This is a genomic window from Achromobacter sp., assembly GCF_032102605.1.
Taxonomy (GTDB): Bacteria; Pseudomonadota; Gammaproteobacteria; order Burkholderiales; family Burkholderiaceae_B; genus Achromobacter.
This window is the reverse complement of the sequence record NZ_DAMDGT010000003.1, coordinates 337870-353112: the sequence shown is the minus strand read 5'-3', so window position 1 is coordinate 353112 and position 15243 is coordinate 337870. Positions and strand designations below refer to the sequence as shown.

13 protein-coding genes are annotated in these 15243 nt (G+C 68.5%); 2 read left to right on the top strand and 11 right to left on the bottom strand.

Annotated elements, in window-relative coordinates; translation table 11 throughout:
* Window positions 1–12 precede the first annotated feature (12 nt).
* The 4 genes from RT614_RS09555 to RT614_RS09540 form a co-directional block, all read right to left on the bottom strand.
* Window positions 13–3252, bottom strand: a complete 3240-nt coding sequence (locus RT614_RS09555) for an error-prone DNA polymerase (protein WP_313621867.1) — start codon at window positions 3250–3252, stop codon at window positions 13–15.
* A 1-nt stretch (window position 3253) separates the two neighbouring features.
* Window positions 3254–4723 carry a DNA polymerase Y family protein gene (locus tag RT614_RS09550; protein WP_313621866.1) on the bottom strand — a complete coding sequence of 490 codons (1470 nt, stop codon included), beginning with the start codon at window positions 4721–4723 and terminating at the stop codon, window positions 3254–3256.
* Window positions 4653–5357 (bottom strand): translesion DNA synthesis-associated protein ImuA, encoded by a 705-nt coding sequence (imuA, locus tag RT614_RS09545; protein WP_313621865.1) that lies wholly within the window; start codon window positions 5355–5357, stop codon window positions 4653–4655. The genes RT614_RS09550 and imuA overlap by 71 nt, the downstream gene beginning before the upstream one ends.
* Window positions 5358–5470: 113 nt before the next feature.
* Window positions 5471–7012, bottom strand: coding sequence for an amino acid permease (locus RT614_RS09540; protein WP_313621864.1), 1542 nt, complete (start codon window positions 7010–7012; stop codon window positions 5471–5473).
* 299 nt (window positions 7013–7311) lie between these two features.
* On the opposite strand from RT614_RS09540, the gene ypfH reads away from it, so the two are divergent.
* Window positions 7312–8016 (top strand): esterase, encoded by a 705-nt coding sequence (gene ypfH / locus RT614_RS09535; RefSeq protein ID WP_313621863.1) that lies wholly within the window; start codon window positions 7312–7314, stop codon window positions 8014–8016.
* Between the two features lie 134 nt (window positions 8017–8150).
* Here ypfH and RT614_RS09530 read toward each other — a convergent pair whose 3' ends face one another.
* From RT614_RS09530 to queE, 7 genes are all read right to left on the bottom strand, one after another.
* The gene (locus RT614_RS09530; RefSeq protein ID WP_313621862.1) at window positions 8151–9572 is read right to left on the bottom strand and encodes an efflux transporter outer membrane subunit; all 1422 of its coding nucleotides are present in this window, start codon (window positions 9570–9572) and stop codon (window positions 8151–8153) included.
* Between the two features lie 65 nt (window positions 9573–9637).
* Complete coding sequence (locus RT614_RS09525; protein WP_313621861.1) at window positions 9638–10552, bottom strand: HlyD family secretion protein; 915 nt, start codon at window positions 10550–10552, stop codon at window positions 9638–9640.
* A 2-nt stretch (window positions 10553–10554) separates the two neighbouring features.
* Window positions 10555–10767 (bottom strand): DUF1656 domain-containing protein, encoded by a 213-nt coding sequence (locus tag RT614_RS09520; protein WP_025140452.1) that lies wholly within the window; start codon window positions 10765–10767, stop codon window positions 10555–10557.
* The gene (locus tag RT614_RS09515; RefSeq protein ID WP_313621860.1) at window positions 10764–12815 is read right to left on the bottom strand and encodes an FUSC family protein; all 2052 of its coding nucleotides are present in this window, start codon (window positions 12813–12815) and stop codon (window positions 10764–10766) included. Before RT614_RS09515 ends, RT614_RS09520 begins: the two co-directional genes overlap by 4 nt.
* Window positions 12812–13285, bottom strand: a complete 474-nt coding sequence (locus RT614_RS09510) for a MarR family winged helix-turn-helix transcriptional regulator (RefSeq protein WP_313621859.1) — start codon at window positions 13283–13285, stop codon at window positions 12812–12814. Before RT614_RS09510 ends, RT614_RS09515 begins: the two co-directional genes overlap by 4 nt.
* Window positions 13286–13496: 211 nt before the next feature.
* Window positions 13497–13940 carry a 6-carboxytetrahydropterin synthase QueD gene (gene queD, locus RT614_RS09505; protein WP_313621858.1) on the bottom strand — a complete coding sequence of 148 codons (444 nt, stop codon included), beginning with the start codon at window positions 13938–13940 and terminating at the stop codon, window positions 13497–13499.
* 28 nt (window positions 13941–13968) lie between these two features.
* Window positions 13969–14601, bottom strand: coding sequence for a 7-carboxy-7-deazaguanine synthase (gene queE, locus RT614_RS09500; RefSeq protein WP_313621857.1), 633 nt, complete (start codon window positions 14599–14601; stop codon window positions 13969–13971).
* 222 nt (window positions 14602–14823) lie between these two features.
* Between queE and arfB the strand changes: the two genes are divergently transcribed.
* Entirely contained in the window at window positions 14824–15240 is a 417-nt protein-coding gene (arfB, locus tag RT614_RS09495; protein WP_313621856.1) for an alternative ribosome rescue aminoacyl-tRNA hydrolase ArfB, read from the top strand.
* Window positions 15241–15243: the final 3 nt, after the last annotated feature.

Sequence of the window (15243 nt, the reverse complement as noted above, 5' to 3'; positions counted from 1 at the left end):
GCCGGCCGCGGCTTAATGAAAGTTGCGGCTGTGCGTGGCCAGTCCGCCCAGGAGGTCGGACATGTCCACCAGCCGCTGGGCGACCAGATGCCGCACGCCGTCCACGCTTTGCCAGGATCCGTACACGCCCAGGAGTGTGGCGCCCAGCAGTTCACGGCGCTGGCGTTCGATCAGTTCGGGGCGCACCACCACGTTGACGGGACCGGTTTCGTCTTCCAGCGTCACGAAGATCACGCCCTTGGACGTTTGCGGACGCTGGCGCACGGTGACGATGCCGCAGGCGCGCGCCACCCGCTTGTTGGGGTAGTCGTTCAGCACCGAGGCGGGCTGGAAATTGCGCGCCGCCAGTTGCGGGCGCAGCAGCGCCACGGGATGGGTGTGCAGCGTCAGGCCCACGCTGCGGTAATCGGCGGCCACGGTCTGGCTTTCGGATGGCGCGGACAACTGCGGGGCCTGGACGTCCACGATGTCGGCGTCGCGCAGCAGATCGCGGCTTTGCACGCTGGCGGCGGCTTCCCAGCTTGCCTGGCGCCGGTGGCCGGCCAGGGTGCGCAGGGCGTCGCCGGCAGCCAGGGCGTTCAGGTCGTGGCGATTGAGCCCGGCGCGGCGGGCCAGGTCGGCGGTGTTTGCAAACGGGGCGTCGGCGCGCGCGGCTTCGATGCGTTGGGCGGCGTCCACGCGCATGCCCTGGATCAGGCTCAAGCCCAGACGCACGGCGGGACGGGGCGTATCGGCCGGCGGCGCGTGGGCGTGCGCGCGTCGCCGCGCGCCGGGATGGTCGGCGGGCAGGGGTTCCAAAACGGAATCCCAACGGCTTACGGTGACGTCGGCCGGCAGCACGCAGACGCCGTGGCGGCGGGCATCCTGCACCAGTTGCGCGGGCGCGTAGAAACCCATGGGCTGGGAATTGAGCAGGGCCGCCAGGAAGGCTTCCGGTTCGTGGCGCTTGAGCCAGGAACTGGCATACGCCAGCAGCGCGAAGCTGGCGGCGTGGCTTTCGGGGAAGCCGTATTCGCCAAACCCTTCCACCTGGCGAAACAGCGCTTCGGCGAAATCCACGGTATAGCCGTGCGCCAGCAGCCCGCCCACCAGCTTGACGCGGAATTTGTCCACGCCGCCCTTGCGCCGCCAGGCGGCCATGGACCGGCGCAACTGGTCGGCTTCGCCGGGCGAGAACCCCGCGGCAACCACGGCGATCTGCATGACCTGTTCCTGGAAGATGGGCACGCCCATGGTGCGGCTGAGCACGCCGCGCACTTTTTCGCTGGGATAGGTTTCGTCTTCCTTGCCCTGGCGGCGGCGCAGGTAGGGATGGACCATGCCGCCCTGGATCGGGCCAGGCCGCACGATGGCCACCTGCACCACCAGGTCATAGTATTCGCGCGGCCGCAGGCGCGGCAGCATCGTCATCTGCGCGCGGGATTCGATCTGGAACACGCCGATGGTGTCCGCATTGCAGATCATGTCGTAGGTGGGGGCGTCGCCTTCGGGGATGTCCTGCAGGGTCAGAGGCTGCCCGCGACGCTGGCTGGCCAGTTCCAGCGTGCGGCGCAGGGCCGACAGCATGCCCAGCGCCAGCACGTCCACCTTCAAGAGCTTCAGGGCGTCCAGATCGTCCTTGTCCCATTGCACGACGCTGCGGTCTTCCATGGCGGCGTTTTCGATGGGCACCAGGCGCGACAGCTTGCCGCGCGAGATCACGAAGCCGCCGGGATGCTGGGACAGGTGGCGCGGAAAGCCCATCATGGTCTGCGCCAGCGACGCCCATTGGCGCGCCACCTGGGATTCCGGGTCCAGCCCGCAGGCGCCCAGCGTGCGCAGCATTTCCTTCTTGCCGTCCCACCACTGGTGGGCGCGGGCCACGGCATCGATGACGCCCGGGTCCACGCCCAGGGCGCGGCCTGTATCGCGCAGCACGCTGCGCGGGCGGTATGAGATCACCACGGCGGTCAGGGCCGCGCGCTGGCGGCCGTATTTGCCGTAGATGTACTGGATGACTTCTTCGCGGCGCTGGTGCTCGAAGTCCACGTCGATGTCGGGCGGCTCGTTGCGTTCCTTGCTGATGAAGCGTTCGAAGAGGTTGTTGCCGCGCGCCGGATCCACCGCGGTGATGCCCAGGCAATAGCACACCGCCGAGTTGGCGGCCGAGCCTCGCCCCTGGCACAGGATGCCGATGCTGCGGGCGTACTGGACGATGTCGTAGACGGTCAGGAAATAGGCTTCGTAGCCCAGGTCAGCGATCAGCTCGAGTTCCTTGTCGATCTGCGCGGACACGATGTCGGGAACGCCGGCCGGAAAGCGCCGCAGGGCGCCGGCCAGCGCCTCCTGGCGCAGGTAGCTGGCCGGCGTGTGGCCCGCCGGGACGATCTCGTCGGGATATTCGTAGCGCAGCTCGTCCAGCGAAAACGTGCAGCGGCGCGCCACCGCCAGCGTCTGCGCAAGGGCGTCCGGCGGATACAGGCTGGCCAGGCGCATGCGGCTGCGCAGATGCTGTTCGGCATTGCCGGACAGTTCATAGCCGCATTGCGACACCGGCTGGCGGGTGCGGATGCCGGTCAGCGTGTCGTGCAGCGGCTTGCGCGACCGGACGTGCATCTGGACCTGGCCCACCGCCACGATGGGCAATTGCGATGTGCGCGCCGCGTGTTCGACGGCGGCGCGATGCAGGTCGTCGCGCGACTGATGCAGCAGGGTCAGGCCCACCCACGCGCGGCCGGGAAAGGCACGCGCCAGCCAGCGCGCCTGATCGGCCATGCGGTCGGCGTCGGTGCCGTAGGCGGGCGTCAGGATGGCCAGACATTCTGGAAGATTGCGCAGGTGCGCGTAGCCGTCGGGCGGGTCGGCCAGGTCTTGCGGGGACAGGCGGTATTCGCCCTTGGGCGCCCGGGTGCGCCCCAGCGTGATCAGTTCGGACAGGTTGCCGTAGCCTTCGCGGGTCTGCGCAAGCAGGGTCAGGCCCAGCGGCGCGGCGTCGGGCGCGGCCCGCAATTGGAAGGTGGCGCCGATGATCAGCGGCAGCTTGAGCGTCTTGGCCTCGGTGTGGGCGCGCACCACGCCGGCCAGCGAGCATTCGTCGGTCAGGGCGAGGGCGGCGTAGCCCAGTTCGGCGGCGCGCGTGGCCAGTTCCTCGGGGTGCGAGGCGCCTTGCAGGAAGGAAAAATTGGACTGGCATTGCAGCTCGGCATAGCCGGGCAACTGCACCAGGGCGTCGGCCGGGTCCAGGGGATCGGGGGTGTCGTCGTCCATGCGCATGTCAGGCGTACAGCCCGTGCAGGAACCAGCGGGCGTGCTCGGCGTCGCGCTCGCGGTAGATCCAGTAGCGCGCGCCGGCCGCGTCTTCGGCCACGAAATAATCGCGCACGGTCAGGGCCGGGTCCCACCAGCCGCTTTCGATGCGTTCGGGGCCGCGCATCAGGCGCAGCGCCTGGCCGCCGTACTGGGGACGATGGCCGGACAGCTTCAGGGGCTGCGGCGTTTCCAGCAGCCAGAAGGGGCGGTCGAGCAAAGGCGGCAGCGGGTCGGGACGTTCGGGAGCGGCCAGCGCGTCGCCCCAGGCATTGGCGGCCTCGGGGCGGTGGTCCGGCACGGGATGGGCATGGCGCACCTGGTCGCGGCCCAGCCGCGCCACCAGAAGATCCAGCAGCCGCGCGTGATCGGCGGCGGTGCCGCCCGGCTCGGGGAAAAGAGTGGTGCTGGCGGCCGGCTGTTCGACGGTTTCGGGCGCGTGCAGCGTCACGGCGATGACGGGGGCCTCCAGCGTGAAGTGATTCAGTTTTTCGCGCAGCAGGTGCAAGAGCTGAGGCGCCTGCCAGACGGGCTGGGCCAGGGCAAGTTCCAGTTCGGTGGGTGGCCGGGCGTGGCGGCCGCGTTCGTGATCCATGCTGAGCACCACGCGGCGCACGGCCAGTTGCCGGGCGGTCAGCCAGCCGCCGAGCTGCTCGGCCAGGCGGCGCGCCACGGCCAGCACCGCGTCGGTGTGTTCCACGTAGTCCATCAGTTCGATGCGCCGCGAAAACTGCGCGGGCGGTTCGATCCAGCGGTGGAGTTCGGGCGCCTGGCCGTAGGCGACGTCCAGGGCCTGCAGCAGTTCGGGCGCGCTGCGCCGCTGCAGGCCCGCGCGCGGCAGGGCGCGCAGGTGCGCCAGCGTGTGGCAGCCGATGTCGTCCAGCCAGTTGCGCCGTTCCTGCGCCTGGGGCAGCAGGGACAGGGGCAGGGCATCCAGCCGGCGCGCCAGCGTGGACAGTTTCAGCGTGCGCCGGGGCACGCGTCGGCCGGCGCGGCGCGCCAGCAGCCAGGCGCCGGCGGCGGTGGGCGCCATGCCCAGCGTCACCCGCAAGTCCAGCGCGCGCAGCGTGGCGGCCACGCGCTGGCTGAGCGCGCGCGGGCCCCGGAAGAACATCAGGCTGGCGCCCACGTTCAAGAGCACGGTGTCGCCGTCGGCCAGGGCGATCTCGGGCGTGTACTGCAGCAACGCCAGCGCCGCGCCTTGCAGGGCTTCGGCTTCGGCCAGCGCATTGCGGGGCAGCAGTTCGACGCCGGGAGCGATGGCGGCGGCGCCCGCGCGGCGCATGCCGGGCGTCACGCCGGCCTGGCGGGCGGCGGGGGTCAGGGCGGCGACGCGTTCCTGGTCCAGGACGGCGAACGCCTCCTGTTCATGCGGCCAGTGCGGGCGTATGGCGTCCAGCGGCAGGCAGCGCAGGTAGGCGGCGATCCAGAGGCGCATGGCGGGGTGAAGAGGGAGTAAGGGCGCCGGGCTCCAGGCCTACGTACAACGGCGTGTCGCAGACGGGCCCCCGGCGCTTGAGGATGTGTACGGACAAGCCGCCCGGCGCGGGCGCAAGCGCCAGCCGCAGAGCGGCGGGGGTGGCGCTTTGCGCGGCGCGGGACGGCCGCACGGCGATGAAGAGCAGGTCGCTGGCTTGCGCGGCCAAATGCAGGCGGCGCAGGGATTCGGGGCGCACATGCGGCAGCCAGCAGATCAGCGCCCCGCAACTGGCGTTCTTCAGGATTTGTTCGGTGGCCCACAAGGCGTCGACCGGTTTTTCGGGCGCCACCCACAGCAGTTGCCGGGGATCCAGCCGCCAGCTCATCCAACTGGCGATGTGCGGGATATGCGGCGGCTGCACCAGGGCAATGGGGCGCCGCGTTTCCAGCTGGGCCAGCGCCGGGCGCAGCAGGCGCATTTCGCCGATGCCGGGATGGGGCGTCAGCAGTTCCACCAACGATCCCAGCGGCCAGCCGCCATCGGGCAGCTCGGCCGAGAGCGCCGCATGCCCGGTAGGCAGGGTGCGTGCGACGCCTTGTGCCAACTGCGTGGCGCGCCACAACGCGGGATGGATACGTTCGGGGGACTGCATGGCGTGAACGCCCGGTGCTCAATAGGCTGTATGAATATACAGTATTGTACCGGGCTTTCAGGCCGCCGGAAGTATCGAAAAGTGGCCTTGCGGCAGGCAGGGCTGCGTCGGACTCAACCGGGCGCGGCGCGAGCCTGGCGGTGCGTTTCCGGGGACGCAACGGCGGCGTCGTCGGCCTCCAGCCCATAGAAGCGCATGTCCGCGTACCGCACCCAGCGCGATCCGCGCAGCAACCGGTGGCCCAGCCACAACCCCAGGAACAGCGGAATGGCCAGGTACGTCGAAATCACGCCGATCCAGTCGATGCGGTCTTCCAGGAACGCCTGGTAGTTCTGGCCCAGCGTCACCAGCAGGCACAGCACAAAAGCGAACAACGGCCCGAACGGGAACAGGCCGGCCTTGTAGGGCAGGTCGGCGGTGTCGTGGCCATGCTTTACATAGCCCTGGCGGAACCGGTAGTGGCTCATCGCGATGCTCAGCCACACGATGAATTCCGTCATGCCCGCGAAGTTGAGCAGCCAGATGTACACCGCCTTCGGGCTGTACACCACGCTGAAGAGGCACAGGCAGGCCAGCAGCGTGGTGGCCAGCAAGGCATACAGCGGCACGCCCCGGGGCGTCAGGCGCTTGAACAGGGCGGGGGCCTGGCCCTCGGCCGCCATGTTGAACAGCATCCGCGTCGCCGCGTACATGCCCGAATTGCCGGCCGACAGCACCGAGGTCAGGATCACCGCGTTCATCACCGTGGCCGCCGACAGCAGCCCCGCATGCTGGAACACCAGCGTGAACGGGCTGACGGCGATGTCTTCGACTTCGTTGCGCAGCAACTGCGGGTCGGTATAGGGCAGCAGCAGGCCGATGATCAAAATGGCCAGCACGTAGAACAGCAGGATGCGCCAGAACACGCTGTTGATGGCGCGCGGCACGTTGCGCCGGGGGTTTTCGGATTCGCCCGCCGCCACGCCGACCAGCTCGGTGCCCTGGAACGAATATGCCACCACCATCGCCACGCCGACCCACGTCGCCACGTTGCCGACGAACGGCGCGTCGCCCACCTTCCAGTTTTCCAGCCCTACCGGACCGCCGCCGTGGATGATGCCGGCCAGCATCGCCACGCCCACCACGATGAAGCACAGCACGGCCACGACCTTGATGATGGCGAACCAGTATTCCGCCTCGCCGAAGCTGCGCGCCGAAAATGCGTTCAGCCCGAAGGTCAGCGCCAGGAAGGCCACGCTCCATATCCATCCGGGCGTGTCCGGCAGCCAGTAGGCCATGACAAGCTGCGCCGCCACGACGTCAACGGCCACGACCGTCGCCCAGCTGACCCAGAAATTCCAGCCCAGCGCGAAACCGAAGCCGGGGTCCACATAGCGCGAGGCGTACGTGCAGAACGACCCGGACACCGGCATGAAGGTCGCCAATTCTCCCAGGCTGGTCATGATGAAGTACACCATCAGGCCGATCAGCAGATACACCAGCAGCGCGCCGCCGGGGCCCGCCTGCGCGATGGCCGCGCCCGAGGCGACGAAGAGGCCGGTGCCGATCGCGCCTCCCAGCGCGATCATCGTGAGGTGGCGCGCCTTGAGCACGCGTTGCAATTGATTCTTGCTGGCGGGCGCAGCGGCGCCCGAGTCGGTGTGGGGTGTTTGCATACGGGGTGTAAGGTGGCCGCCGCGGCGGAAAGTGCGCTGATGTCCGGAAGCGCCGCGTGCCGGCTGCTGGCGCTTGCGCGGCAGGGGCGGGCCGTCCGCGCTGGTGTTGCAACCGTGTCGGACACAGGGGGCGCGTCGCCGGACATCGCCGGCTTCCGGCGTTCAGCCGCAAAGCCGTGCGCGCAGGACGGCGTGCAGGAAATCCCGGATATCCATATGAAGATGCCAGGCGCCGCGCATTTTACAATGCAGCCATCGGGGCGCTTTCCAACGGCCCCAGGCCAGCACGGAGCGGTTTCATGGCGTCTTCCAGTTCTATCGAATTCCTTCCCGAGCCGGGCGTCGACGTGCGCCAGCTCTTCATCCTGCTGCACGGCGTGGGCGGTTCCCCCGACGGGCTGCAGCCCCTGGCCGAAGCCCTGCGCGCGGCCTTCCCGATGGCGGCCGTGCTGATCCCCGAAGGCTTCGATCCCTACGATGGGGGCGGCTCGGGCCGGCAGTGGTTCTCCGTGCGCGGCGTCACTGACGAAAACCGCGCCGAACGCGTGGCCCAGGCCATGCCGCGCCTGGAAGCCTATGTGCGCGACGCGCAGGCCCGCTTCGGGCTGCTGCAATCGGATACCGCGGTGGCCGGATTCTCACAAGGCGCCATCATGGCGCTGGAACTGGTGCAGGCCCACGACGGCATGGCCGGACGCGTCATCGCGTTTTCGGGCCGCTACGCGCAACTGCCCAAGACCGCCCCGCAATACACCACCATCCATCTGCTGCATGGGGCCGACGACCCCATCATGAACGTGGCCAACGCCCAGGCCGCCCAGACGCGCCTGGCCGAACTGCATGGCGATTCCACCATCGACATCGCCACCCACGTCGGCCACGAACTGCACCCGGCCCTGATCCAGCGCGCCGTCGTGCGCCTTCAGACCTGCGTGCCGCTGCGCAGCTGGGAAGCCGCGCTGGGCTTGAACCAGACGCCGCCGGATGGCACGACGGTGCATTGATGGCAGCGCCTGTTCCGTGCCGGACGGTGTGGCTTCCGGCCCTGCGGCGCCTTCCCTGAGCAGCGTCCGAAGCTCGCATCCAGCGTAGCTGCGCGCCCCGTGACTGAGGCGAAGTGGGCAACGCCCTGGCGGGCTTACTTCTCCCAGCCGCCGCCCAGCGCGAGGAACAGCGCAATCTGGTCGCTGCTCAAGTCGGCCTGCGACGCCGCCAGCGCGCTTTCGTTGGTGGCCAGGGTGCGTTCCGCGTCCAGGACGGTCAGGTAGTCGGTCTTGCCATATTGGAACAGCCGGCGCGCCTGCGACGCGGCTTCGGCGCTCTGGTCGCGCGCGGCGCGCAGGGCGGTGTCGCGGTCCAGTTGGCGGGCATAGACGACCAGGGCGCTTTCCGTTTCGCGCAAGGCATTGAGCACCGTCGCATCGAAGCGCGCCGCGGCGGCCTTGGTGCTGGCTTCGGCTTCGGCGATGCGGGCCTGGGCGGCGCCCGTGTTCGGGATGGTCCACGAGATCAGCGGACCCACGCTCCAGCTGAAGGTGCCACGGTCGCCGAACATGGAGGCGGGGCCGCCGGATGCGGTCGACAGGCCCAGCGTGATCTTGGGATAGAGATCGGCCGTGGCCACGCCGATGCGGGCGGTGGATGCGGCCAACGTGCGTTCGGCCTGGCGGATGTCCGGCCGGCGGCGCAGCAGTTCGGCGCCGTCGCCGACGGGGATGGTCTCGGTCAGCCTGGGCGCGGCGGCGCATTGCAGCAGCGCGGGCGAGATTTCGGCGGGCGTCTGACCCGTCAGGGCGGCCAGGCGGTACAGCGCGGTGCGCTGCTGCGCCTGGAATGGCGGCAGGTTGGCCTGAAGCTGTTCAAGCTGGCTGCGGGCGCGCGTCACGTCCAGCGTCGTGCCGCGGCCGGCGCGTTGCAGCCGGCTGACCGCGTCCACGGATTCCTTCTGCACCTGCACCGAATGCTGCGCCGATGCCAGCTGCATGCCGGCCGAGCACATGTTGGCGTAGGCCCGCGCGGTTTCGGCCGCCACCGTGACGCGGGTGGCGTCATAGGCGGCCTGCGCGGCCTGCGCATCGTCCTTGGAGGCCTCGACGGCGCGCCGGATCTGGCCGAAAAGGTCCAGTTGGTACGACACGCTGGCGCCCGTGGAGTACGACCAGCGGTTGGGAGGATCGATGCCAGGCTGCAATTCCTGCAGGCCGGACACGTGGCCGAAGGTCGGCGAGGCATTGACCCCGATGGTGGGTTGCTGCTGCGCCTGCGTCTCTTGCACGGCGGCCTGCGCGCGCTCCAGGTTCGCGCTGGCGACGCGCAGGTCCGTGTTGGCGGCCAGGGCCTTTTCCACCAGGCCGTCCAGCACGGCGTCGTTGTACAGCCGCCACCAGTGCCCGGGCACCGCTTCCTGCCGGTACACGCCGGCCTGCGCTTGCACGAAGGACGATTGCGCGGACGGCCGCTGGGAAACGGCCTGCGCCGGCACCTGGTAGTCGGGGCCCACGGAGGCGCATCCTGCCAGCGCAAGGGCCAGCATCAGCGGAAGGAGGTGTTTGGTATTCATGGCAGCTACGGCTTGGCGTCGATAAAGGTGAAAGGGTTGAAAAAACGGCGTGTCCGGCGTCCGCGTCAGGACGCGTGGGGCGCCGTGGCGGCCGATGCGGCGGCGCGGTCGTCCACCGAGACGGTGGCGGTCTGGCCGGCCACCAGGCGCACGCCTTCGGGCACGTCGTCGATCTTCACGCGCACGGGGATGCGCTGCGCCAGGCGAACCCAGTTGAAGGTGGGATTCACGTTCGGCAGCAGGTTGGCCCCGGTGCTGCGGTCGCGGTCGGCGATGCCCATCGCGATGCTTTCGACGTGGCCGCGAATGTGGCGCGGTTCGCCCATCAGCGTCACGGTCACGGGATCGCCTTCGTGGATGCCGGGCAGCTTCGTTTCCTCGAAGTAGCCTTCGACGTAGAACGAACCCGCATCGACCAGGGCCATCACGCCGCGGCCGGCGGTGGCATAAGAGCCGGCGCGCAGGTCCAGGTTGGTGATGCGGCCGTCGCTCGCGGCGACGACGCGGCTGCGTTCCAGGTTCAGCCGCGCGGTATTCAATTGCACCTGCGCCTGGGCAAGCGCGGCCTCGGTCTGCTGGACCTTGGTCTGGCTTTGCTCGACGGCCTCGGCCGCCACAAGCTGGCCCAGCGAACGGTTGCGCTTGGCGTCGCGCAGCGCCTGGTCATGGGCCACCTGCTGCGACCGCACCGAGGCCTGGGCCTGGTCGAAGGCAAGCTGGAAGCGCGCGCGGTCGATCTCGAACAGCAGGTCGCCGGCCTTCACGTCCTGGTTGTCGTGCACGGGCACGCTCGTGACCAGGCCGGAGACGTCGGGCGCAACCTGCACGACATAGGCTTTGACGCGGCCGTCGCGCGTCCAGGGTTCGACTTCATAGTGGTCCCAGAGCTGCCAGCCGGCGTAGGCGGCGGCGGCGACGACGACGGCCGTCACCGCGAACTTGCCGAGGGCAGCAGGGCGAAGGGCATTGGGGAGTTTCATACCTATCTCTGGAGAAAATAAGGGGAAATGAGGGATACGCCGTACAGCAGCACCACGAAGAGCGCCAGGTCGAACAGCGCGGGGTGCCACACCAGGCGGTAAAGCCCGGCGCGGGCCAGCACGCGCCGCACGGCCCAGGCCACGCCCAGGGTGACGACGCCCAGCACCAGCAGCCAGGGGAAGTAAATGCCGTACAGATTGAATTCGCCGATCATGATGCTTGGCCCTCCAGCGTTGGATGGGCAGGTTGATAGTCGGGGGCCTCGGGGAAGAACGCGCGGCGGATGCCCACCAGCGCCACGACGGCGCGGTCTCGCGCGCTCGGGCCTTGCGGCGTGCCGGCCACGCTGAACAGCGCGCGATCGATCTGCGCCAGGAACTCCGGTGTCTTGTCCAGCGTGCGCCCGGTCGAACGGACCCGGAAGAACTGCGCCAGGCTGTTCAGCACCGGCTGGATCGTGGATTCGGCCATCGGCAGATGGCGGCGGGCGCGCTGCAGTTCGGTGATGTCGCGGCCCACGCGCAAGTCTTTCAATGCATCGGCGGCGACCAGGTCGTCAGGCCGCTTGGCCAGCGCCAGGCGCGGCTGCAACAGGCCGATGCGGTCCAGCATGCGGGCGGTATACGTGTGGCGCGATGGCGCGCGCGGCGAGCTGGCCAGGGTTGCCAGTTCTTTCCAGTTGGCGGCCTGGATGCGGCGCGCGCTCCAGTCGGCGCTGACGGTGCGGAAGATGGCGGCGATGATCGCGGCCGTGGCCACGCCCATGCACTGGGCCACCTGCGAGTCGATGAACGACACGACGTCGGCGGTGTTGGTGTCCTGCAGCGCCATGGTGCCCAGGAATCCGAACAGCATGGCCATGCCCTTGCCGGTGCTGGCCGGCCGGGCAATGAATATGCCCAGCACGAAGGCCGTGGGCAGCATGGACAGCGCCAGCATTTCGAATGAATGGAGGGCCGGCATGATGCCCAGCAGGTACAGCGCCGACAGCGGAATCGAATACACCGTGTAGGTCAGGAACTGCATGATGCCCGGCACGGGATTGTCCTGCGACGCGAAGAAGCAGCTGAAAATGGCGGCCATCATCGCGGCGGTGGCGCCGTTGCTCCAGGCGGTGCCGATCCAGAACGCGCAGCAGACCGAAATGGCGACGCCTGCGGCCAGCGCGGAAAGCAGCGCCATGCCGTGGTCGCGGTGCAGCGCGGCATTGGAATCGCGGGCCGGCTTGGCGGTGCGCACCGGCGCGCCTTGCAGGCCCGCGCGGATGTCGCGGCGCAGGGCCAGGCATTCGTCGTAGGTGTCGATCAGTTCGCGCAGGCGCGCCATCAGGCTGGCCAGCAGCGCGTCGCGCCACGTCGATCGGCTGTCGATGCGGGGCGTAAGGCGCGTCACGGCGGCGCGCAGGCGCACGGCGGTTTCATGCGAGGCCTGCGCGCCGGCGTTGATCCATTCGGAAATGTCGGAAAGCAGGGACTGCACGGTGTCGGGCAGTTGCTGGCCGTTGGCCTGCAAGGCGCGCATCCGGTCTTCCACAGCCGACACAGCCGGCGTCAATGCCGAGATCTGATCCTGCATGGCGCGCACGGCGCCCGCGGTCCAGCGCAGATTGCTGGTGTCGAAAGGTACGTGGGTGGAAAGCAGGCGCAATTGCGTGATGTCGTTGGCCAGCACGCGGCGGTCTTTGTCGCGCTGTTCTGCGTTCTTGCCGCTGAGCGTGTCGCGCATCCAGTTGCGGGCATCGCGCACCGCGTTGTCCAGCTGCAGCGTCAACGCCGGCGCCAGACCGCGCGGAAGCACGATGCTGTGGATCAGCGTGGCGCACACGATGCCCAGGCTGATTTCCTCGACGCGGGCAAGCGCCGTGTCAAACACCAGCGACGGGTTGGTAACGCTGGGAAACCCGATCATCGCGGCGGTATAGCCGGCAAGCATGAACAGGTACGACCGCGGGGTGCGGTCCAGCACGGACATGTACAGGCAGGCGCCCACCCACAGCACCATGGCGCCGGTCATGACGACCGGCGAATTCGACAACCGGGGCACCATGTAAACGGTGGCGGCCGAGCCGACGAACGTGCCGACCAGGCGGTACAGCGCCTTGGATCGCACCGCGCCCGACCAGGGCTGGGCCACGACGTAGGCGGTGGTCATGGCCCAGAACGGACGCGGCAAACCGATGCTGTAGGCCAGGTAGAGCGCCATGATGGCGCTCAGATAGCTCTTGAGCGAAAAAATGGTCTCGCGGACGTTCGGCAGTTTCATGGCCGCGCGTCCTCTTGGGCGCCGGCATTGCTGCGGCCCAGCGACACCTTCAGCGATTCGAACACCCGCAGGCAGGCTTCAAGGTCGGATTCGCTGACGCCCTGGAAGATGCGGCGGCGCAGTTCGACCAGCACATCCTCGACCTGCGCGCGCAGCGCGTGGCCGGCTTCGGTCAGGTGCAGGGTTCTGGCGCGGCGGTCGTGGGGATCTTCACGGCGTTCCATCAGGCCCGCGGCGACCAGTTGATCCAGCACGCGCACGAGGGAAGGGCCTTCGACGCCCAGCGCCTCTGCCAGCGCGCCCTGGCGCACGCCGTCTCCCAGCCGGCCGGCCAGGATGACGGGCCACGCCGTGGCCTGCGACAGGCCGTAGTCGGCAAGCGCCTTGTCGGCGGCGCCGCGATAGGCGCGCGACAGGACCATCAGATTGGCGGTGGTGGCCATGAGCTGGGAGTCGGTAGGAATGTTCATGAATTAGATTGTATCCTATCTATTAGCTTACTAATGATTGAAAATGGCGACTATCTCCATAGATTCTTTCAATTGGGAAAATAGGACGCCGGTTTTCCATGGGTGGAAAACCGGGGCCAAAACCGTAAGGGGAGGAGATCAGCGGGACGGGAACGCGGCCGCGGGGTCGCGCTTCAAGTGACGCGCGTGCCCGTCTTGCCCCGTCTTGGGCTTAACCGTTGCAGTCAGCCCAGCAATTCGGCGTTTCGTACAGGCGAACGCGCGTCAGGCGCAGTTCCGCGCCGTAATGGCCGTGGTAATGCGGCGCCAGCGTTTCGAAGACGATGGTGGCCAGGTTTTCCGCGGTGGGAATGCGATCCAGCACCACGGTCTTGTGGTCGGGCAGGCTGTCCAGGAAACCGCGCACGGCGGCGTCGCCTTCATAGACCAGGAACGCGTGGTCCCAGACGTCCACGATGTGGGTCTTGGCGATGTGCTTGATCTCGGAAAAGTCCATCAGCATGCCGTTGTCGGACTCGCCCGGGGCCTGCACGATGTCGCCCGTCAGCGTGATTTCCAGCACGTAGCGGTGGCCGTGCAGGTTGCGGCATTGGCTGCGGTGGTCGGGAATGCGGTGGCCGGCGTCGAACTCGAGCCTGCGGGTCACGGAAATCATCGCGCGCTCCGCAAGGCGTGGGGGTGAATCATGGAATGCCTATGTATTTGTGGGTTTGCAGGCTGAGCCGCCATTGCGGATGCTGCATGCAGTACTGGACGGCCTGTTCGGTGTTGGCCACGCGCGTCGGCCCGTCCATGGGTTGCAGGAAGAAGTGCTCGAAATCCAGGTGCGCGTAGGTTTCGGGCAGGGCGTTCAACTGGGGGTAGACCAGCTTGAGCTCGTTGCCGCGCTCGATCACCACGGGCGCCGTGCCCTTGGGGCTGACGCAGATCCAGTCGATGCCCGCGGGCGGCTTGATGGTGCCGTTGGTTTCGATGGCCACGGTAAAGCCGCGCGCGTGGATGGCGTCCAGGAGCGGCGCGTCCAGTTGCAGCAGGGGTTCGCCGCCGGTGAAGACCACGTAGCGATTGTCCGGGTTCGGGCCCCAGGCCGCGGCGATGGCGTCGGCCAGCAGGTCGGCGGACGCGAACTTGCCCCCGCCGTCGCCGTCGGTGCCGATGAAGTCGGTGTCGCAGAACGTACAGGCGGCGCTGGCGCGGTCGCTTTCGCGGCCGGACCACAGATTGCAGCCGGCAAACCGGCAAAATACCGCCGCGCGGCCTGCGTGGGCGCCTTCGCCTTGCAGGGTCTTGAAGATTTCTTTGGCGGAGTAGGTCATAGAAAAGCGGGCGGCGGGGCGCCTGGGGATTCGAGCAAAAGCGGCCTATTTTACTTGGCGTGGCGGATGTGCGCCGAAAAGACCCTGCCGGCCGGAGGTTGGGGCCCGGCGCGTGTGCCGGCAGGCAGGCGCCGCGGCACAAGAAGGCCATGTGTCCAGGCGGGCGACGCGCCGCGGACGACCGGGTGCAGGAAGCACGGCGGCCCTGTAGACTTGCCGCCTATGTTTCACGTCCAAGACTCTCTTTACATCGACGAGCGCGACCTGGTGTTCACCATGATCCGCGCACAGGGCGCGGGCGGGCAGAACGTCAACAAGGTCTCCAGCGCCGTCCATCTGCGCTTCGATGTCCGCGCGTCGCGCCTGCCCGTGGAAGTGCAGGATGCGCTGTGCGCCGTCAGCGATCACCGCATCTCCAAGGAAGGCGTGATCGTCATCAAGGCGCAGTCGTTCCGCAGCCAGGAGAAAAACCGCGCCGAAGCCATCGAGCGCCTGGTGGCCATGGTCCAGTCCGCCATCCGCGTCGACAAGCCGCGTCGCGCCACCAAGCCTACCCGCTCGTCGCAGCGCCGCCGCGTCCAGCGCAAGGTGCTGCACGGCGAAGTCAAGCGCCTGCGGGGCCGGGTGCAGGGCGACTAGGCC